Below are 19,047 nucleotides of genomic sequence, written 5' to 3' on the forward strand. Positions count from 1 at the left end.
ATGGCAATCCAACTCGTCACCACGGCTGCCCAGCTCCGCGCCGCAAGCGCCCGGCTGCTGGCACGGCAGGGCGGCACGTCCCAGGGGCTCGTGCCCACCATGGGCGCCCTGCACGAGGGGCATGCCCAACTGGCAAGGACCGCCGTCGCCCAGAACGATGTGGTGGTGGCCAGCATCTTCGTCAACCCCCTGCAGTTTGGCGAAGCCGCGGACCTGGACCGCTACCCCCGGACCCTGGAAGCCGACCTCGCCCTGCTCGACGCCGAAGGCGTGGACCTGGCGTTCGCGCCCGGCGTCGAGGAGGTCTACCCCGGCGGGGAACCGCTCGTGCGGGTCACCGCGGGCCCCCTGGGCGAAAAGTGGGAGGGCGCGTCCCGGCCCGGGCACTTTGACGGCGCCCTGACCGTCGTCGCGAAACTGCTCCACTACGGCATCCCGGGGACCGGCCTGCCCGGCGGCGGCCAGCCGGCCTACCGCGCCTACTTCGGCCAGAAGGACGCGCAGCAGCTGGCGCTGGTCCAGCGCATGGTGGCAGACCTGAACTTCCCGGTGGAGATCGTGCCCGTGCCCATCGTTCGCTCAGCCGACGGCCTGGCATTGTCCAGCCGCAACCGCTTCCTCTCCGCGGACCAGCGCGAGGCCGCCCTGGTCCTCTCCCGAGCTCTGCGGCTCATCGAGGACCGCGCCGCCGCGCATGAGCCCCTGGACATCGAATCCGCGCAGGCCCTGGTCCGCTCCCAGCCGCTGGTGGAACTGGACTACTTCGAGGTGGTGGACCCGCGGACCCTGGAGCCCCTCGCGGAGAACTGCAGGGACACCCCCTTCCGCGGCGAGGCGCTGGCGATCATTGCCGCCAAGGTCGGTCCCGTCCGGCTCATCGACAACGCGCCCCTGAACTCCTGACTGCTTGAAATCCTGACTGCCTGACCCAGCCGGCAGAAGCAACGCGGGGTCAGATCCGGGCCATGTTGCCCCCAACCATGGGCCGTATCTGACCCCGCGTTGCATGTCCGGCGACGGAATTTTGCTTGCGGAGGGAATTCGGGCGGGGCTTAGACTGTTGCAACCTGCAGCAGCGCCGACGCTCGCCGGACCCACACCCACCGCCCTGAGGGAATCCCCATGTCAACAGACGTCTCTTCCAACGCCGCCGGCACCGCCGGACCGGGCGCTGCCCCCGCCATCGCAGGACCGGCGACGCCGCCCGCGTCTAACGCGCCCACTGTGGCCACCGGGCCGGTGAAGATGTCCCGGGAGTCCGTCACCATCATCGTCACGCTGCTGGTGGCCACCTTCGTTGTGATCCTCAACGAGACCATCATGAACGTGGCCCTGCAGCGCCTGATGGTGGATCTCAACGTCGATGCGCCCACCGTGCAATGGCTGTCCACGGGCTTCATGCTCACCATGGCCGTGGTCATTCCGACCACCGGGTTCATCCTGCAGCGGCTGTCCACCCGCGCCGTGTTCATGCTGGCCATGGGGCTGTTCTCCGGCGGCACACTGCTGGCAGCCGTCGCGCCGGGCTTCGAGGTCCTGCTGCTGGCCCGCATCGTCCAGGCCGGCGGCACGGCCATCATGCTGCCGCTTCTGATGACCACCATCCTCACGCTCGTGCCGCTGGAACGCCGCGGCGCCGTCATGGGCAACGTCAGCATCGCCATATCGGTGGCGCCGGCGCTGGGCCCCACGGTTTCCGGCCTGATCCTCCAGCATTTTTCCTGGCGGTTCATGTTCGTCTTCGTGCTGCCGATCGCCCTTGCCGCACTTGCCATCGGGGCCAGATACCTCACCAACATCGGTGAGACCGAGAAGACCCGGCTGGATGCCCTCTCGGTGGTGCTGACGGTTCCCGCGTTCGGCGGACTGGTGTACGGCCTGAGCCAGATCGGCGGCGGCGACGCCGGATCCCGCACTCCGGCCGTGCTGGCGCTGGCTGTCGGCGTGGTGGCCCTGGCGGTCTTCGTCCTGCGCCAACTGAAGCTCCAAAAGAGCGACCGGCCCCTGCTGGACCTGCGTGCCTTCAGCTTCCGGATGTTCACGGTGTCCGTCCTGCTGCTTGTCGTGGCCATGATCGCGCTGTTCGGCGCGGTGATCCTGCTGCCGCTGTACCTGCAGGAAATCCGCGGCCTGAAATCGCTCGAGACCGGTCTGGTGCTGCTTCCCGGCGGCCTCGCCATGGGCCTGCTGGGGCCTTTTATCGGCCGCGTGTTCGACAAGGTCGGGCCCCTGCCGCTGACAGTGACGGGCTCGGTCATGATGGTGCTGTCGCTCTGGCAGTTCTCCAGGCTGGATGCCGCGTCACCGGTGGGGTGGATCATCGCCCTGCACGTGACACTGAGCCTGGGCCTGGCGCTCTTGTTCACCCCCGCCTTCACAACCGGCCTGAACCCGCTGCCCCCGCACCTGTACTCACATGGTTCGGCCATCATGAGCACGCTGCAGCAGGTGGCCGGCGCCGCCGGCACGGCGCTCCTGGTCTCGATCTACGCCTTCGTGGCCGCTGCCTCGGGCATGGTCGCCGGCATGCAGGCGGCGTTCCTGACGGCGGCAATCATAGCCGTGGCCGCCGTCGTGCTGTCCGCCATGATGCGCAAAACCGAAGGCGCGGCACAGCCCGCCGCCCACTAACCCACGCAACAGCAACGCGGGGTCACTTAGCGCCGGTCCGGACGTCCGGAATGGGCGCTAAGTGACCCCGCGTTGCTTGGTGGGCGGTGTCTGGTGGGGGTCAGCCTGCGTAGAACGCGCTGAGTTCGGCGATCAGCTTGTCCGGTGCCTTGTTGACGCCGTCGTGGCCCATGCCCGGCAGGATCGTGTAGCTGGAGCCGGAGAGGACGTCGTGGATCTGGGCGCAGGCGACACCGAAGTAGGCCGGGCTCTTTTCGCCCACAATAATCAGCGTCTCCAGCGGCAGCTCCAGGAACGGTTCGGCCGGCATGTCCGCGGCGATGATTGCCTTGATCTCGCGCACACCGGTCTGCATGAGGTCACGCAGCTGCTTGCCAATCGGGGTGCCGGCCGAGAGCTTGTTCGCCAGCGTCAGCATGGACAGCGGCATCCGGGACAGTGCGCTGCCGGTTTCCAGGCCCTTGAGCAGGACGGCGAGTGCGCGGTCGTCGTCGCCGGCCGCCGTCGCCCGTTCGTATTCGGGGGTCCAGTCCGCCGTGACACTGTGGTTGACGGACACGGCCGGGTCGTACACAGCCAGCCGTTCCACCGGCAGTGTGCGGGCCGCGTGCAAGGCCACCGCCCCGCCGAAGCTGTGGCCGAACACATCCGTGCTGGACGTGTGCTTCATGACGGCGTCGAGGTCGTGGATGTCCACGTCCAGGGTGTAGTTCTCCGGCTGAGGGGAGGACGAGCCCCGGCCGCGCCGGTTGAAAGTGTGCACCGGCCGGCCCAGCGAGGCGCTGAGTTTCTGCGCGAAACGGGTGTAGTCGGCGGCCGTCACCATCGAGGCAGGCACGACGACGATGCCCGAACCCGCCGAGGCGAGCTCGGCGCCCGTGCTGAAAAGCTCGATGGTTCCGCCGTCGGGGGTTCTGATGTTCTCGCGGGTCATGATCCGAGCCTAGCCGAGCACACGCCCGGGTGCAGTAAGCAGTGCAGTAGTCGGTGCAGTAACCAGTGCAGTAAACGGCGCAGCAGGAGGCGGTGCTAGTTGCCCAGCCGGCCGCCGGAGACCTCGAGGTAGCAGGCGCCGCAGAGCGACTCGTACCAGACGTCCTGGCCGTCGATCGCGACCTGGTCGCCGTCGAACACCACGTGGTCCCCGATCCGGCGGGTGTTGAAGATGGCCTTGCGTCCGCAGCGGCAGATGGTCTTGAGCTCTTCGAGCGTGTGCGCAATCTCCAGGAGCCGCAGGGACCCCGGGAAGGCGCGCGTCCGGAAGTCGGTGCGGATTCCGTAGGCGAGGACGGGGACGTTGTCCAGGACCGCGATCCGGAACAGATCGTCCACCTGCTCCGGCTCCAGGAACTGTGCCTCGTCCACCAGCAGGCATGCCACCGGCGCGGTGTCCACGTGCTGGAGCAGGGCGTCGGGGTCATCGCCGTGGGCTTGGGCGGTGAAAAGCTTGCGGGCCGACGCGCCGGCAGGGACCAGGAAGTCCACCGAGCGGGTCATGCCGAGCCGGGACACGACGTCGGCATCGCCCTTGGTGTCGACGTCCGGCTTGGCCAGCAGAACCCGCTGCCCGCGTTCCTCATAGTTGAACGCCGCCTGCAGCAGCCCCGTCGACTTGCCGGAGTTCATGGCGCCGTAGCGGAAATAGAGCTTGGCCAAGGGGGTCCTTTCGAAAGGGTCGCCCCCGATTCTAGCGGCAGGCCGCGTCAGCGGTCCGTCAGCGTCCCGGCCAGGACCGCCGCAGACGGGCCGGGATACGCCCGGTGATGCCCGGCATTCCGCGGGCCGCGGCGCCTGCCGCGAAGCCCGCCGCCGGGCCGGCCGTCAGACCCGTCCCGCGGCCGGGGGCCGGAGCCGCGGCGCCCGGACCGCCGAGTAGGAACCGTGCCGCCCGGAGGGCGAGCCGGTTTCCCGGCCGGATGGGACCTTCGTGCAGCTGCCCGGGAACGACGGCGAAGCTCAGCGCGGGAACTGCGTCGGCGAGCTGACGGCCCGTCTCGGCGAAGTATGCAGGGCTCCAGCCGCCGCTGAGCATGAGTGTAGGGGTGGTGATCGAGGCGAAATCGGCGAGTTCGGCATCGGCATCCAGAACGGCCCGCATCTCGGCAACGGCCGTGGGCAGCAGCTCCCGCATTTCGGCACCCAGGCTGGTCCGGGCCGAAAGGATGCTCAGCATGCGCAGCGCGCCCAGGGGCAGCCGGGACACCGGGCCCGCCGTCTCCAGTCCCTGCACCAGATGGGCCCAGGCCTCGTCAAGCTTCCCGGCGGCCACGGACCGCTCAAGCTCGGGCCGCCAGCGTTGGCTGAGGTTCCCGGCGAGGCTGACGGCGGCGTCGTAGGTCACCATCCGGCGGATCGGCACGCTCCGGGCGGCCTGCAGCGCCACAAACCCGCCATAGCTGTGCGCCACGACGTCGCTCGCGCCGGTCTCGCGGAGCACGGCTGCCAGGTCGGCCACCTCGGTGGCGGCGGAATACCCTGCGGGCTGGGGTGAGGAACCGGCGCGCCCGCGCCGGTTGTAGCAGTGAACCGGCTGGCCCAGCAGCCGGCCCATCCTTCGGGCGAACGGGAGGTAGAGCGTATCGGTGACCAGCGTGCCGTGCACGACGACGACGCCGGTTCCCTCCCCCCGCGGCCTTTGGGCCGGGGCGGCCGCTGCGGCGCCGGCTGCGGCGGATCCGCCCCGCTCACGCGCCGCCGGGCGAATGGTGTGCAGCTCGAGGTGCCCCTCGCCGTCGTCGGTCCCCACAGTCCACGTCTCCACAGCCCCGAGTCTATTCCCGCACCCCGTCCCCCGCGCGCGGCCCGTGGGATCCGCGGGTGCCGCCCCGGCCGAACCGGCCGGGGACCTGCCCGGACCCGACCGGGCCGAAATCGACGGTAAACTTGGGGATTGTGACTTCCCAAAACACCCCTGCCCCGATCCAAGCCGCCGAGCCGCACGACGCCAGCGAACAGACGCGCATCCGCATGGAGAAGCGCGCCAAGCTGATCGAACGCGGCGTCGAGGCTTATCCGGTGGGTGTCGAGCGTACACACTCGCTCACGGAAATCCGCGAGAAGTACGCCCACCTGCAGCCCGACGAAACCACCGGCGCCGTCGTCGGCGTGACCGGCCGCATTGTCTTCATCCGCAACACGGGCAAGCTCTGCTTCGCCACCCTCCAGGAGGGCGGCCTCGACGGCAAGGCCGTGCGGCTGCAGGTCATGCTGAGCCTGGCCAACATCGGTGAGGAAGCGCTCGCGGAATGGAAGTCCCTCGTGGACCTGGGCGACCACGTCTTCATCACGGGCGAGGTCATCTCCTCACGCCGCGGCGAGCTGTCCGTCATGGCCGACTCCTGGACCATGGCTTCGAAGGCACTGCGCCCGCTGCCCGTGCTGCACGCCGGGCTGAACGAGGAAACCCGCGTCCGCCAGCGCTACGTGGACCTCATCGTCCGCGACGAAGCCCGCGAGATGGTCTACACCCGCGCCGCGATCACCCGCTCCATCCGCGAAACCCTGCACCGCCAGGGCTACGTCGAGGTCGAAACCCCCATGCTGCAGCTGGTTCACGGCGGCGCCACGGCCCGCCCCTTCGAGACGCACATGAACGCGTTCGACCAGAAGATGACGCTGCGCATCGCCACCGAGCTCTACCTCAAGCGCACGGTGGTCGGCGGGATCGACCGTGTCTACGACATGGGCCGGGTCTTCCGCAACGAGGGAGTGGACTCCACGCACAGCCCCGAGTTCACCACGTTGGAGTCCTACGAGGCGTGGGCGGACCAGTTCGTCATGGCGGACCGGATCAAGGAGATCATCCTCGATGCCGCCGACGCCGCCGGTGTGGGTCGGGTCCTGCAGACAGAGGCGGGGGAGATCAACCTCGACGGCGACTGGGCCTGGATGGCGGTCTACCCGGGACTTTCCGAATTCGTTGGACAGGAAGTCACTCCCGACACCCCGGTGGCCGACCTGCTGGAACTGGCTGCCAAGCACGAGGTCAAGGTCGACGCCGCCTGGGACGCCGAGAAGCTCGTTGTCGAACTCTTCGGTGAACTCGTGGAGCCCACGCTGCTCAACCCCACGTTCGTCTACGACTATCCGCCGTCCGCCCAGCCGCTGGCCCGCCAGCACCGCGAGGACGGCCGCCTGATCGAAGCCTGGGACCTCATCATCGGCGGCATGGAGCGTGGCACGGCGTTCTCCGAACTGATCGACCCGGTGATCCAGCGCGAACGCCTCACCGAGCAGTCCCGCCGCTCCGCCGCGGGCGACGTGGAGGCCATGCAGCTGGATGAGGACTTCCTCCGCGCGCTCGAATACGGTGCGCCGCCCATGGGTGGGATCGGCCTGGGCATCGACCGCCTCGTCATGCTCTTCACCGGCGCCGGCATCCGCGAAACGATCCTTTTCCCGCTGCTGAAGCCCGAAGGACACTGAGCATGGACTACATCGCCGTATTGCTGCCCCCCATCGTCGTAGGCCTGCTTTTCTGGTTTGCCATGAAATCCATATTCAATGCCGACAAATCAGAGCGCCAGGCAGAAGCCCGCGCACATGCCGAAGCGGTCGCCCGAGCGGAAGCCCACACCCCGGAGCAGGATTCCGGGCCCGTCGGGGGCTAATTCCCGCCGCAAAGAACTAAAGGCCGCCTATTGCGACCTGTAGGTTTCCTTTGGCCTGAGTTTTGCGCTTTGACTCCCTGCCGTAAAGCGGAGGATACTTTTTAACAGATACGTCCTGCTTTTCTAAACACTCGTCCTTTTGGAAAGAGAGTCTTTTATGGCACAGAAAGTTAAAATCATCCTCGTTGATGATCTGGATGGGGGATCCGCGGACGAAACAGTCCGGTTCGGCCTTGACGGCGTGAGCTACGAAATAGACCTGTCGTCAAGCAACGCTTCGGAACTGCGCTCCGCTGTCGAGCGATTTGTGGCGCACGCACGCAAGACATCCAGCGGACGCGCCACGCGCACCAAGATTTCCAGCGGACGGAATCAGGACTCTGCCCAGATCCGTCAGTGGGCGCGGGACAACGGCTATGCGGTAAACAGCCGCGGACGTATCCAGGCTGAAATTCAGGAAGCCTACCAAAAGGCTAATTCCTAGCCCAAGACTCCGCGCCAGGACGCAGTATCAAAGCCCGGTATCAAGTTTGCTCATCAATTGCCAATGCCCCCGCTTTATGGCGGGGGCATTGGCGTACCGACGGCGGTGCGCCGGCTCCGGTTTTCCCGGCCGCGGCCCGGACCGCGGCGCCGTTGCCGACCAGGGCACCTGAGCATTGGCCCGATCGTTGTCCCGACCCGCTTCCCGGCGCCTCGCCGTTGTCCCGGCGGCGTCTCACCCGGCGGCTTCCCGGCCGGCGGGGAGGGGATCCGGACAGCATCGGAGCGGGGTGCGCAAACCCTCCGGTTTCCCCTGTGGCGAACAAGCCCCAAATCTGGAACCCGGCCACGTAGCATCAAAGTACGTCGTAGCTAGGAGTGTGGCGAAATGTTTGAGCGATTTACGGACCGTGCCCGTCGCGTAGTTGTGCTTGCCCAAGAAGAGGCACGCATGCTGAACCACAATTACATTGGTACCGAACACATCCTCTTGGGTCTTATCCATGAGGGAGAAGGTGTTGCGGCCAAAGCCCTTGAATCCTTGAGCATTTCGCTCGACGGTGTCCGCGAGCAGGTGCAGGAGATCATCGGACAGGGCCAGCAGGCCCCGTCCGGTCACATCCCCTTCACCCCGCGCGCCAAGAAGGTGCTGGAGCTCTCGCTGCGCGAGGCCCTGCAGCTGGGCCACAACTACATCGGCACCGAGCACATCCTGCTCGGCCTCATCCGTGAGGGTGAAGGCGTGGCCGCCCAGGTGCTGGTCAAGCTCGGCGCCGACCTCAACCGGGTCCGCCAGCAGGTCATCCAGCTGCTCTCGGGTTACCAGGGCAAGGAATCCACGGGTGCCGGCGTCGGCTCCAGCCAGGCCGAGGGAACCCCTGCCGGGTCCGTCGTCCTGGACCAGTTCGGCCGGAACCTGACCCAGGCTGCCCGCGAAAACAAGCTGGACCCCGTGATCGGGCGCGAATCGGAAATGGAACGCGTCATGCAGGTCCTTTCCCGCCGCACCAAGAACAATCCCGTGCTGATCGGCGAGCCCGGCGTCGGCAAGACCGCCGTCGTCGAAGGCCTGGCCCAGGCGATCGTCCGCGGCGATGTCCCGGAAACCATCAAGGACAAGCAGCTCTACACGCTGGACCTCGGGTCTCTCGTGGCCGGCTCCCGCTACCGTGGTGACTTCGAAGAGCGCCTCAAGAAGGTCCTCAAGGAAATCCGCACCCGCGGCGACATCATCCTGTTCATCGATGAGATCCACACCCTGGTGGGTGCCGGTGCCGCCGAGGGCGCCATCGACGCGGCCTCGATCCTGAAGCCCATGCTGGCCCGCGGCGAGCTCCAGACCATCGGTGCCACCACGCTGGACGAGTACCGCAAGCACATCGAGAAGGATGCGGCGCTGGAACGCCGTTTCCAGCCGATCCAGGTCAAGGAGCCCTCCGTCGCGCACGCGATCGAGATCCTCAAGGGCCTGCGCGACCGGTACGAGGCGCACCACCGCGTCACCATCACCGACGGCGCCCTCGCCTCGGCGGCCAGCCTCTCCGAACGCTACATCTCGGACCGCTTCCTGCCGGACAAGGCGATCGACCTGATCGATGAGGCCGGCGCGCGGCTGCGCATCCGCCGGATGACCGCCCCGCCGGAGCTCAAGATCATGGACGAGAAAATCGCCGCCATGAAGCTGGAGAAGGAATCCGCGATTGACGCGCAGGACTTCGAAGGCGCCGCCTCGCTGCGCGACAAGGAGCAGAAGCTCATTGCCGAGCGTGCCGAGAAGGAACGCCAGTGGAAGACCGGCGGCATGGACGACATCTCCGAGGTGGATGAGGATCTCATCGCCGAGGTGCTGGCGAACTCCACCGGCATCCCGGTCTTCAAGCTGACCGAGGAAGAGTCCTCGCGACTGCTGAAGATGGAAGATGAGCTGCACAAGCGCGTTGTCGGCCAGGACGAGGCCATTCGGTCCCTGTCCCAGGCGATCCGCCGCACCCGTGCAGGCCTGAAGGACCCCAAGCGTCCGGGCGGCTCGTTCATCTTTGCCGGCCCCACCGGCGTCGGCAAGACCGAGCTGGCCAAGGCCCTGGCCGAATTCCTCTTCGGCGAGGAGGACGCCCTGATCACGCTGGACATGTCCGAGTACTCGGAGAAGCACACCGTGTCGCGGCTCTTCGGTGCCCCTCCGGGCTACGTGGGCTACGAAGAGGGCGGCCAGCTGACCGAAAAGGTCCGCCGTCGTCCGTTCTCCGTTGTTCTGTTCGACGAAGTGGAGAAGGCGCACGCCGATCTCTTCAACTCGCTGCTGCAGATTCTGGAAGACGGCCGTCTGACCGACTCCCAGGGCCGCGTGGTGGACTTCAAGAACACCGTGATCATCATGACCACCAACCTCGGCACCCGGGACATCTCCAAGAGCGTCGCCACCGGCTTCCAGTCGGGCACGGACACGCAGACCGGCTACAACCGGATGCGGGCCCGCGTCACCGAGGAGCTCAAGCAGCACTTCCGTCCCGAGTTCCTGAACCGTGTTGACGACGTTGTGGTCTTCCCGCAGCTGACCCAGGACGAGATCATCGAGATCGTGGACATGTTCGTCGCCCGGCTGGAGAAGCGCCTCAAGGACAAGGACATGGGCATCGAGCTCACGCCCGCGGCCAAGATCCTCCTGGCGACCCGCGGTTACGATCCCGCCATGGGTGCCCGGCCGCTGCGCCGCACCATCCAGCGCGAGATCGAGGACCAGCTCTCCGAGAAGATCCTCTTCGGCGAGCTGCACTCCGGCGACATCGTCGTGGTGGATGTTGAAGGCGAGGGCGACAACGCAAAGTTCACCTTCGCCGGCAATGCCAAGCCGCGCATCCCGGAGATCGCTCCGAGCGTCTAAGCACTCACGGCCAGGGCCCCGCTCTCCCGAAACGGAGGGCGGGGCCTTTGCTGTGCCACCCGCGTCCCGCTATGCCATCCGCGTCCCGCTCAAGGCCCGCGTCCTGCTCGACGCCGGCGGCACCTGCCGCGTGACCGCTCGCCGACGGCGCCTGCAGCCCAGAGTCTGAAAGCACTGTTTCACTCTCAGTGAACTTGCTGTGATGGGCGCCACAAAAGGTGTTGAATCGGTGCATGGCTGCCAAGGACTCAGAGACCCTGAGCGAACAACCCGAGACCCCCTTCCACGACCTGGACCACTACCTCGCAATCCCCAGAGTGAGCGGTTTGGCGCTGAGCCCGGACGGGACGCGGCTGGTCACTACTGTGGCGACGCTCGGCGCCAAGGGCACCGAATACTGCACCGCCCTCTGGGAGGTGGACCCGAACGGCGTCAAGCAGGCCCGCCGGATCACGCGCAGCGCCAAGGGCGAGGCGGGCGCGGTGTTCGCCGGCAGCGGCGACCTCTACTTCACCTCCGCCCGTCCCGACCCGGAGACTCCCGACGCAGATCCGGTCAACGCCCTCTGGATGCTCCCGTCCGGCGGCGGCGAAGCCAGGGTGGCGCTATCCCGCGCCGGCGGAATCAGCGGACTCCTCGCCGCCAGGGACGCCGACACCCTGGTGGTCGCGGCCTCGGTCCTGGCCGGCTCCACCGGCGAGGACAACGACGAAGAGCGCCGCAAGGCCCGCAAGGACAACAAGGTTGCCGCCATCCTGCACAGCGGCTACCCCGTCCGATACTGGGACGCAGACCTCGGCCCGGCGCAGCCGCGGCTGTTCGCCGTCGAACCCGGAGAGCGGCTCGAGGGCGGAAAACCGACGACGGTCGACGCCGCGCCGCCGCTGAACCTCCGCAACCTGACCCCCGACGCCGGTAGCCGGCTCAGGGATGCCACGTCGGTGATCAGCCCCGACGGCAGGACCATCTACAGCAGCCTCACGAAGCCGCTCGCGAACGCCGACTCACGCTCCGTGCTGGTCGCCGTCGACGTCGCCACCGGCACCCGGACGGTGCTGCTGGACACGGAAGGCATGAGCTATTTCCCGGGCCCCGTCAGCCCGGACAACCGGAGCCTGGTGGTCGTCAGCGAAAGCGACACCACGCCGTTCGCGGCCCCGCAGGTCAAGTTGCACCTCCTCGACGTCGCCGGCCAGGCAGCAGGCGCCAGCGCGCTGACGCCGCTGGCCCACGACTGGGACCGATGGGCCCACCCCGCCGCCTGGCTGCCGGACGGATCTGCCCTGCTGGTCACCGCAGACGAGGACGGCGCCGCGCCGGTCTTCCGGATCGGTGTGGCGGCGGAGCCCGGCGAACCTGCCCGGGTGACCCGCCTGACGGCCGACGCCGCCGCCTACAGCGACGTTGTGGTCGCACCGGACGGACGCAGCGCCTACGCGCTTCGCAGCTCCTACGAATTCCCGGCAGAACCCGTGCGGATCGACCTCGACGGCGGCGGCGCAGTCCGCCTGCCCGCACCGGCGGAGCGCCCCCGGCGCAAGGGGACGCTCGAGCGTGTGGAGACGACGGCGGCCGACGGCGCCCGGGTGCCCGCGTACCTGGCCCTGCCGGACGATGCGTCCGCCGCGAACCCGGCGCCGCTGCTCCTCTGGATCCACGGCGGACCGCTGGGGTCCTGGAACGCCTGGACCTGGCGCTGGAACCCGTGGCTGCTGGTGGCCCGCGGGTACGCCGTGTTGCTGCCGGACCCCGCCCTCTCCACCGGCTACGGCCAGGAGCACATCCAGCGCGGCTGGGGGGAATGGGGCAAGGCCCCTTTCACCGACCTCATGACCATCACCGACGCCGTCGTGCAGCGGCCGGACATCGACGAAACCCGCACGGCCGCCATGGGCGGCTCCTTCGGCGGCTACATGGCCAACTGGGTCGCCGGGCACACGGACCGCTTCAAGGCAATCGTCACGCACGCCAGCCTCTGGGCCCTTGACCAGTTCGGCCCCACTACGGACGCGGCGCAGTACTGGCTCAAGGAAATGACGGCCGAGATGGCCCTGGCGAACTCCCCGCATCACCATGTTGAAAACATCCGGACTCCCATGCTGGTCATCCACGGCGACAAGGACTACCGCGTGCCGATCGGCGAGGGCCTGCGGCTCTGGTACGAACTGCTCGCCAAGTCGCAGCTGGCGGCCGACGCGAACGGCGAGACGGACCACCGCTTCCTGTACTTCCCGGACGAGAACCACTGGGTCCTGCAGCCGCAGCACGCCAAGGTCTGGTACGGCGTGGTGGAGCACTTCCTGGCCAGGAACCTGCTGGACAAGGATCTGCCGGTCCCGGACGAACTGGGCCTCTGAGCCCCCTGCCCAACTGGCTCGCAGCAGGGGCCGTTATGGACGCTCAAAACGGCCCCTGCTGCGAGCCAGTTGGGCCAAGGCAGGGGTGCGACAAGCTCACCCGTAAGATTGGGCTGTGACCGAAACTGGGACTAAGACCGTGACCGAAACGATCCGCATCCGCCCTGCCCGCACCGGCGACGTTGCTGCCATCAAGACCTTGGTGGCGCCGCTGGCCGACCAGCGGATCCTCATGGCCAAGGAAACGGTTGCTTACTACGAAAGCCTGCAGGAATTCCGGATCGCCGAATCGGCCGACGGGGAAGTGATCGGCTGCGGAGCGCTGCACGTCATGTGGGAAGACCTCGCCGAGGTGCGCACGCTCGCGGCTTCGGATGCCTGGCGCGGCAAGGGCGTGGGCCACGCACTCGTGGAGCGGCTGCTCGAGGACGCCCGGGACCTGGGAGTGTCGCGTGTCTTCTGCCTGACCTTTGAAGTGGACTTCTTCAAGAAGCACGGCTTTGAAGTCATGGCTGACCAGACCGCCGTGGACCCCGTGGTGTACTCGGAGCTCCTGCGCTCCCATGACGAGGGCGTGGCCGAGTTCCTGGACCTGGCCCGGGTCAAGCCCAACACTCTGGGCAACACGCGGATGATCAAGGAGCTGTAGGCGCGCCAAGGCTGTCGGGCCTGCCCAGGCCGCCGACCGCGGTCCGCCGCAACGCCCCGGGGCCGGGTCTTCCATTCAATAAAATTGATGGATAAACTGATGCCGGCTCAGGGGGTGGGCCATCACACTTTCGGAGGCAAAAAATTGCATAACGACGTAATTTTTCCCGATTTCTCCGCTTTGCCCGGCACTGTGGTCAACAGCGCAGTTGTCCACAGCACAGGTGTCCTCAGCGCAGCGGCCAGCAACCCGGCACCGTCGCCGATCCAGGCACCGGAGACGCCGGAGGTACCGCTGCCGGAAACAGCAAACCACTCGTCGCCCGGTACGGGGGTGACCGGCGCCGGGCAAACCGCAGACCCGGGCACGGCCGCCGCGCCGGGGCCGCCGGCCACGACCCGTGCCCGCAAGAACCGGCTCGCCGCACCGCCGTTCTCGTGGCTGGGCGGCGACGCCTGGCCGCACTTCCCGGCGTGGGCCGACAGCCAGGCGTGACGCGCCGGCCGGACCCACCGCACGCCACAGCAGCTTCACCCAGCCCCGGGCAGCCGGCCGGGGGAATCCGGAGCCTACCGCCGGCAGTGCCCCGGTAGTAGGGTCTAAGCAAGCAGCCAGGACACCATCCAGGGAGCACCGCCATGAAGAAGCTCATCAATGATCCCAAAGCCGTGGTCGACGAGTCAGTGGAAGGGTTCGGGCTTGCACATGCCGACCTCGTGACCGTCTTCCCGGACCCGAAGTACATCGTGCGCAAGGACGCGCCGGTGGCAGGGAAAGTCGGCCTCGTCTCCGGCGGCGGCAGCGGGCACGAGCCGCTGCACGGCGGCTACGTGGGAATGGGCATGCTCGACGCCGCCGTTCCGGGCGCCGTGTTCACCTCGCCCACCCCGGACCAGATCCTTCCGGCCACGCTGGCCGTGAACTCAGGCGCCGGCGTCGTGCACATCGTCAAGAACTACACCGGCGACGTCCTGAACTTCGAAACCGCGGCCGAACTCGCGCAAGCAGAAGGCGTCGAGGTCCGCACCGTCCTGGTCAACGACGACGTCGCCGTGCAGGACTCGCTATACACGGCCGGCCGCCGGGGCGTCGGCGGAACGGTCCTGGTCGAAAAGATCGCCGGTGCGGCCGCCGAACGCGGCGACAACCTGGACGCCGTCGCCGCGATCGGCGACCGCGTCAACCAGAACGTGCGCAGCATGGGCATGGCATTGTCCGCCTGCACGGTTCCGCACGCGGGAGTCCCCAGTTTCGAGCTCGAGGAAAACGAGATCGAGATCGGAATCGGCATCCACGGCGAGCCGGGACGGCACAAGATTCCCATGGAAAACGCCGACGGCATCACCGACCGCCTCCTGGACCCGGTGGTCAGCGACCTCGGACTGAACTCCGGGGACAAAGTGCTCCTATTCGTCAACGGCATGGGCGGCACCCCGGCGAGCGAGCTGTACATCGTGTACCGCCGCGCCGCGCAGAGGCTGGCGGAGCAGGGCGTCACCGTGGCACGCTCCCTGGTGGGCAACTACATCACCTCCCTGGAAATGCAGGGCTGCTCCATCACGATCCTGCGCCTCGATGACGAAATGACCTCGCTTTGGGACGCCCCCGTGCACACTCCGGCCCTTCGCTGGGGCGTCTGACTGTGGGGCTGGACGTCGGCTGGGCCGTGCGCTGGTTGACCCTTTCAGCGCAGGCCATGGCGGAGCACCGGGTGGAACTGATCGAGCTGGACCGGCCCATCGGCGACTCTGACCACGGCGAGAACATGGACCGCGGCTTCAAGGCCGTCATGGACAAACTCGCCGAGGCGCCGCCGGAAACCCCGGGTGCTGCCCTGAAGCTCACGGCCATGACGCTGATGTCCAAGGTGGGCGGGGCGGCCGGCCCGCTGTACGGCACGGCATTCCTGCGGGCAGCCACAGCGCTGGGCAACACCTCCGACGTCGACGCCGCCACCCTGGCCACCGCCCTCCAGGCGGCCCGCGACGGCATCGTCGTCCGCGGCAAGGCCGAGTCAGGCGATAAGACCATGGTGGACGCGTGGACGCCCGCGATCGAGGCGGCCGCTGCTGCTGCGGCAGACGACGGCGACGTCCGGAAGGTGCTGATTGCCGCTGCGGAGGCGGCCGAGGCCGGCGCTGTGTCCACCGATCCGATGCTCGCCCGCAAGGGCCGTGCCAGCTACCTGGGGGAGCGCAGCATCGGCCACCGCGACCCCGGAGCGGTCTCCAGCGCACTGATCCTGCGTGCCGCGGCCGGAGCAGCCGAATGACAGTCCGGCTCGTCGTCGTCTCGCACAGTGCCAAGATCGCGGACGGCGCCGCCGAACTCGCCGCACAGATGGCGCCCGACGTCCTCATCCTCCCCGCCGGCGGTACCGACGACGGCCGGATCGGCACGAGCCTGGAGAAGGTCATGGCCGCGCTGGAGCAGGCAGCCGGCGACGGTGTCGTGGTGCTCACGGACCTCGGATCCGCCGTGATGACGGCCGAGTCAGCGGCGGAGTTCGCGGCGGATCCGGAATCCGTGCTGCTCGCGGACGCACCCCTGGTGGAGGGCCTCGTGGCGGCCGCGGTGGCCGCTCAGACGGGGGCCGACGCGGCTGCGGTGAAGGACGCAGCCGAGGCCGTCTACCGGCCCCCGGTCCACCCCGCGGAGGCCGAACACGTGCACCGGCAGCCGCCGGACGCCACGGGGGACTTCGAGCTCGTCAACCAGGCCGGCATGCATGCCCGGCCGGCGGCCAAGATCGCCGGCGGGCTGTCCGGTATGGACGCCGATGTCACCGTTAATGGCGCAGATGGCGCCTCTATGACGGAGCTCATGATGCTGGCCGCCGGCAAGGGAACCGTCCTGCACGTGGAGGCCAGCGGCCCGGATGCCGCCAAAGCGGTGGGCTACCTGGAGCGACTGGTCGGCTCGGGGTTCGGAGAGCCGTAGGCCGCGGGCTCCCGGCCCGCATGCGGCCTGCCGGCTGCCCCTGCCGGCCGCGCGAGCCGCTTAGAGCTGCATGGAGCCGCTTAGAGTCGCGCAGGGCCGTTCGGCCGGGGCTAGGGTGCCTGCCGAAGGCCTCCCGCGTCGAGCACCACGCCAGCCGTGATGAAGCTTCCGCACTGCTCGCCGAACGGGTGCGCCACGCGGGGCTTGAAGGCCGCGGTCCGGGGCGGCAGGCGGTGCCCGGCGGCGTCCGTTACGGTGGCCGTCACGTCGATGCGGCTGGCGGTCAACGGCTCCATCATCAGCATGCCGGTAAGAGTTCCGTCGGGGGAGGAGGTGGCCGAGCAGACGCCGTCGCCGCCGGAGGGGCCGGGTTCACAGCCCTGGTCCACGGCGGTGCTACCCGGCATGAGCTCCAGGTCCGCTTCCTTGCAGCGCCCGTCCTGGCACGCCCTGAGATGAACCGCCTTCACGGACGGGGCGTAGGCGCGGTCCACGGTCAACGATACAACCGGTGCCTGGGCGATCGCCGGGCAGGCGGTCACCGGCCGGCATGAGGTTGCCAGCACGGCGGTGAGGGCCAGCGCGGCCACAGCCGCCAGCTTGCGCATGCTCCAGCGTAGATCCTCAGGCCGGGAGCCGGAAGCCGCCCCGGTGCAGCTCGGCGAGGCCATCTCCGAGCAGGCCGGCCAGCGCACGTTCGAGCTGCTCGGGAGCCGCATTGAGCCGGTGCAGGGCCGCGAGCGGAATCCCGATTCCCTCCGGTTCGAAGCCCAGGTCCGCCGGGGCCCGGTGGAACAGCTCCGGGGCCACGGGGTCCTCCGCTACCCGGAGGACGGCCATCACGGCGCCGCGCACCTGCCGGTCCGTGCCATGCCAGGCCTGCCCCTTGGGCGTATAGGTCGGCGGCGGCTCGCCGGCGGCAAGCCAGGCGCAGGACTCGCGGACCGGGCACTGCCCGCACTTGGGGGCACGCGCCGTGCAGACCGTCGCGCCGAGTTCCATGACGGAGGCATTCCAGCGCACCGAGGCGCCGGGCTCCTCCGGGAGCAGCGACGCCGCGAGCCGCATTTCGGCCGCGGTCAGGGCCGGCGAAGGCAGGGCCGCGCCCAGAAGCAGGCGCGCGTGGACCCGGCGGATATTGGTGTCCACCACCGTTTCGCGGCGCCCGAAGGCGAAAGCCGCAACAGCTGCCGCCGTGTAGCTGCCCACGCCGGGGAGCTCCAGGAGTTTCGCGTAGGCGCCAGGGACCGTCCCGTCGTGGCTGTCCCGGATGACGACGGCGGCCGCATGCAGGCGCAGTGCGCGCCGGGGATACCCGAGCCGTCCCCAGGACCGGACTGCCTCGCCGGCAGGTTCGCCGGCAAGGTCGGACGGCTCCGGCCAGCGGCGCAGCCACTCCTCCCAGACCGGCAGGACCCGGACCACCGGCGTCTGCTGGAGCATGACCTCGCTGACCAGCACGCCCCAGGGTGTGCACTCCGCGGCCCGCCACGGCAGGTCCCTCGCGTTGGACGCGAACCAGCCGGCCAGGGCGGCGTGGAGGACAGGGAGATCCGCGCTGCCGTCCGGCAGCACTGTGGTTCGCGGTTCAGTCGGACGGCGTTCGGGCTGTGCCACGGCGGATCTTGCTGGGGTTTGGGCTAGAGTTTCGATCCATTCAGCGTAGTAGATCCGGGGAAGAGATCCGGACGGCTGCGGGTACCGCGGCGTGGTCGGGCGCCATAGCCCGCGCGGTTCTCTAGGCTAGAAGAATGGTCAGGCAAGGCACTTCAGGAACGGGCGGTTCGCGGCCGAAGGGTTCCGGCGGAAGGCAATCCGCGCGCAAACCCGGACGGCCCCCGCTCAGCCCGGTCTACCGCCGTCGCCGGCTGTTTGCGGGCGTGGTCCTGCTGCTTGTCATCGCGGTGGCCTTCGGCGGCTTCGTCGCCGTCTCAAGCGCCATAAGCGGCGGCCAGCCCTCCGGGAGCCAACCGACCGGGGCCGGCATGGCGCCAGCGAGCGAACCGGCAGTCTCCGCCTCGGCTAGTTCCTCGCCGTCCGGAGACCCCTCGGCCACCCCCACACCAACGTCGGGCGACGGCTGTGAACAGAATCTGGTGATCGTCACCGCCTCCACCGACAAGGACCGCTACGCTGCGGGTGAGAAGCCGCTGCTGAGCCTCAAGGTGACCAATAACAACAAGGTGCCGTGCGAGGTCAACATGGGGACGTCGCAGATGGAGTACATGATCACCAGCGGCTCGGACCGGATCTTCTCTTCCAAGGATTGCCAGGCGGAGAGCGCGGACCTGATGAAGACCATTGCTCCGGGCAAGAGCGAAACGGCGAACTTCCCGTGGCAGCGCAACCGCACGGTGCAGGGCTGCGAGCCCGTCGACGTCAAGCCCGGGGCGGGCGGCGCCTACTATGTCTTCACCGCCCGGCTGGCGAACAAGACCAGCCCCAAGGCCGTGTTCCAGCTGGACTGATAGGGACCGAAGAGTCAGGTGCAGGTCG

The 19,047-nt window shown here is 68.4% G+C and carries 18 protein-coding genes; 13 read left to right on the forward strand and 5 right to left on the reverse strand.

Annotated features, from left to right (window positions below):
* Together panC and LDO15_RS01335 are read left to right on the forward strand one after the other, a co-directional pair.
* The gene (gene panC, locus LDO15_RS01330) at nucleotides 1–903 is read left to right on the forward strand and encodes a pantoate--beta-alanine ligase (RefSeq protein ID WP_223983184.1); all 903 of its coding nucleotides are present in this window, start codon (nucleotides 1–3) and stop codon (nucleotides 901–903) included.
* 219 nt (nucleotides 904–1,122) lie between these two features.
* Nucleotides 1,123–2,631 (forward strand): DHA2 family efflux MFS transporter permease subunit, encoded by a 1,509-nt coding sequence (locus LDO15_RS01335; protein ID WP_223983187.1) that lies wholly within the window; start codon nucleotides 1,123–1,125, stop codon nucleotides 2,629–2,631.
* A gap of 100 nt (nucleotides 2,632–2,731) precedes the next feature.
* Here LDO15_RS01335 and LDO15_RS01340 read toward each other — a convergent pair whose 3' ends face one another.
* The 3 genes from LDO15_RS01340 to LDO15_RS01350 form a co-directional block, all read right to left on the reverse strand.
* Nucleotides 2,732–3,565 (reverse strand): alpha/beta hydrolase, encoded by an 834-nt coding sequence (locus LDO15_RS01340; RefSeq protein WP_223983190.1) that lies wholly within the window; start codon nucleotides 3,563–3,565, stop codon nucleotides 2,732–2,734.
* A gap of 95 nt (nucleotides 3,566–3,660) precedes the next feature.
* Nucleotides 3,661–4,287 carry a thymidine kinase gene (locus LDO15_RS01345; protein WP_223983193.1) on the reverse strand — a complete coding sequence of 209 codons (627 nt, stop codon included), beginning with the start codon at nucleotides 4,285–4,287 and terminating at the stop codon, nucleotides 3,661–3,663.
* 58 nt (nucleotides 4,288–4,345) lie between these two features.
* Nucleotides 4,346–5,392: an alpha/beta hydrolase gene (locus tag LDO15_RS01350; RefSeq protein ID WP_223983196.1), complete on the reverse strand. Its 1,047-nt coding sequence runs from the start codon at nucleotides 5,390–5,392 to the stop codon at nucleotides 4,346–4,348.
* Between the two features lie 131 nt (nucleotides 5,393–5,523).
* Between LDO15_RS01350 and lysS the strand changes: the two genes are divergently transcribed.
* The 10 genes from lysS to dhaM all read left to right on the forward strand — a co-directional run bounded on the left by lysS (nucleotide 5,524) and on the right by dhaM (nucleotide 16,551).
* Nucleotides 5,524–7,056 carry a lysine--tRNA ligase gene (gene lysS / locus LDO15_RS01355; RefSeq protein WP_223983199.1) on the forward strand — a complete coding sequence of 511 codons (1,533 nt, stop codon included), beginning with the start codon at nucleotides 5,524–5,526 and terminating at the stop codon, nucleotides 7,054–7,056.
* A gap of 2 nt (nucleotides 7,057–7,058) precedes the next feature.
* Nucleotides 7,059–7,241, forward strand: a complete 183-nt coding sequence (locus tag LDO15_RS01360; RefSeq protein ID WP_223983201.1) for a hypothetical protein — start codon at nucleotides 7,059–7,061, stop codon at nucleotides 7,239–7,241.
* A 157-nt stretch (nucleotides 7,242–7,398) separates the two neighbouring features.
* A complete protein-coding gene (locus LDO15_RS01365; protein ID WP_223983204.1) occupies nucleotides 7,399–7,725 on the forward strand; it encodes an Lsr2 family protein in 327 nt (108 codons plus the stop codon).
* 387 nt (nucleotides 7,726–8,112) lie between these two features.
* Nucleotides 8,113–10,605 (forward strand): ATP-dependent Clp protease ATP-binding subunit, encoded by a 2,493-nt coding sequence (locus LDO15_RS01370; protein ID WP_223983209.1) that lies wholly within the window; start codon nucleotides 8,113–8,115, stop codon nucleotides 10,603–10,605.
* Nucleotides 10,606–10,838: 233 nt separating this feature from the next.
* On the forward strand, nucleotides 10,839–12,962 hold the full coding sequence (locus tag LDO15_RS01375; protein WP_223983212.1) for a prolyl oligopeptidase family serine peptidase: 2,124 nt from the start codon (nucleotides 10,839–10,841) through the stop codon (nucleotides 12,960–12,962).
* Between the two features lie 139 nt (nucleotides 12,963–13,101).
* Nucleotides 13,102–13,611 (forward strand): amino-acid N-acetyltransferase, encoded by a 510-nt coding sequence (locus LDO15_RS01380; protein WP_223987674.1) that lies wholly within the window; start codon nucleotides 13,102–13,104, stop codon nucleotides 13,609–13,611.
* A 144-nt stretch (nucleotides 13,612–13,755) separates the two neighbouring features.
* Nucleotides 13,756–14,106, forward strand: coding sequence for a hypothetical protein (locus tag LDO15_RS01385; protein ID WP_223983214.1), 351 nt, complete (start codon nucleotides 13,756–13,758; stop codon nucleotides 14,104–14,106).
* A 143-nt stretch (nucleotides 14,107–14,249) separates the two neighbouring features.
* Nucleotides 14,250–15,251 carry a dihydroxyacetone kinase subunit DhaK gene (gene dhaK / locus LDO15_RS01390; protein WP_223983218.1) on the forward strand — a complete coding sequence of 334 codons (1,002 nt, stop codon included), beginning with the start codon at nucleotides 14,250–14,252 and terminating at the stop codon, nucleotides 15,249–15,251.
* Between the two features lie 2 nt (nucleotides 15,252–15,253).
* Nucleotides 15,254–15,883, forward strand: coding sequence for a dihydroxyacetone kinase subunit DhaL (gene dhaL, locus LDO15_RS01395; RefSeq protein ID WP_223983221.1), 630 nt, complete (start codon nucleotides 15,254–15,256; stop codon nucleotides 15,881–15,883).
* Nucleotides 15,880–16,551 (forward strand): dihydroxyacetone kinase phosphoryl donor subunit DhaM, encoded by a 672-nt coding sequence (gene dhaM, locus LDO15_RS01400; RefSeq protein ID WP_223983224.1) that lies wholly within the window; start codon nucleotides 15,880–15,882, stop codon nucleotides 16,549–16,551. The genes dhaL and dhaM overlap by 4 nt, the downstream gene beginning before the upstream one ends.
* Before the next feature lie 110 nt (nucleotides 16,552–16,661).
* On the opposite strand, the gene LDO15_RS01405 is transcribed toward dhaM, so the two are convergent.
* The gene (locus LDO15_RS01405; RefSeq protein ID WP_223983227.1) at nucleotides 16,662–17,159 is read right to left on the reverse strand and encodes a hypothetical protein; all 498 of its coding nucleotides are present in this window, start codon (nucleotides 17,157–17,159) and stop codon (nucleotides 16,662–16,664) included.
* A 16-nt stretch (nucleotides 17,160–17,175) separates the two neighbouring features.
* The gene (locus LDO15_RS01410; RefSeq protein WP_276572955.1) at nucleotides 17,176–18,012 is read right to left on the reverse strand and encodes an A/G-specific adenine glycosylase; all 837 of its coding nucleotides are present in this window, start codon (nucleotides 18,010–18,012) and stop codon (nucleotides 17,176–17,178) included.
* Nucleotides 18,013–18,431: 419 nt separating this feature from the next.
* On the opposite strand from LDO15_RS01410, the gene LDO15_RS01415 reads away from it, so the two are divergent.
* Nucleotides 18,432–19,019: a hypothetical protein gene (locus tag LDO15_RS01415; RefSeq protein WP_346655977.1), complete on the forward strand. Its 588-nt coding sequence runs from the start codon at nucleotides 18,432–18,434 to the stop codon at nucleotides 19,017–19,019.
* Nucleotides 19,020–19,047 lie beyond the last annotated feature (28 nt).

It is taken from the genome of Arthrobacter sp. NicSoilB8 (assembly GCF_019977355.1).
Taxonomy (GTDB): Bacteria; Actinomycetota; Actinomycetes; order Actinomycetales; family Micrococcaceae; genus Arthrobacter.

Bases quoted from the DNA above. Each gene is read 5' to 3' on its own strand.
- LDO15_RS01340 (WP_223983190.1), bottom strand. From the start codon at position 3,565: ATGACCCGCGAGAACATCAGAACCCCCGACGGCGGAACCATCGAGCTT.
- LDO15_RS01365 (WP_223983204.1), top strand. From the start codon at position 7,399: ATGGCACAGAAAGTTAAAATCATCCTCGTTGATGATCTGGATGGGGGA.
- LDO15_RS01370 (WP_223983209.1), top strand. From the start codon at position 8,113: ATGTTTGAGCGATTTACGGACCGTGCCCGTCGCGTAGTTGTGCTTGCC.
- dhaM (WP_223983224.1), top strand. From the start codon at position 15,880: ATGACAGTCCGGCTCGTCGTCGTCTCGCACAGTGCCAAGATCGCGGAC.
- dhaK (WP_223983218.1), top strand. From the start codon at position 14,250: ATGAAGAAGCTCATCAATGATCCCAAAGCCGTGGTCGACGAGTCAGTG.
- panC (WP_223983184.1), top strand. From the start codon at position 1: ATGGCAATCCAACTCGTCACCACGGCTGCCCAGCTCCGCGCCGCAAGC.
- LDO15_RS01375 (WP_223983212.1), top strand. From the start codon at position 10,839: ATGGCTGCCAAGGACTCAGAGACCCTGAGCGAACAACCCGAGACCCCC.
- LDO15_RS01335 (WP_223983187.1), top strand. From the start codon at position 1,123: ATGTCAACAGACGTCTCTTCCAACGCCGCCGGCACCGCCGGACCGGGC.
- LDO15_RS01360 (WP_223983201.1), top strand. From the start codon at position 7,059: ATGGACTACATCGCCGTATTGCTGCCCCCCATCGTCGTAGGCCTGCTT.
- LDO15_RS01405 (WP_223983227.1), bottom strand. From the start codon at position 17,159: ATGCGCAAGCTGGCGGCTGTGGCCGCGCTGGCCCTCACCGCCGTGCTG.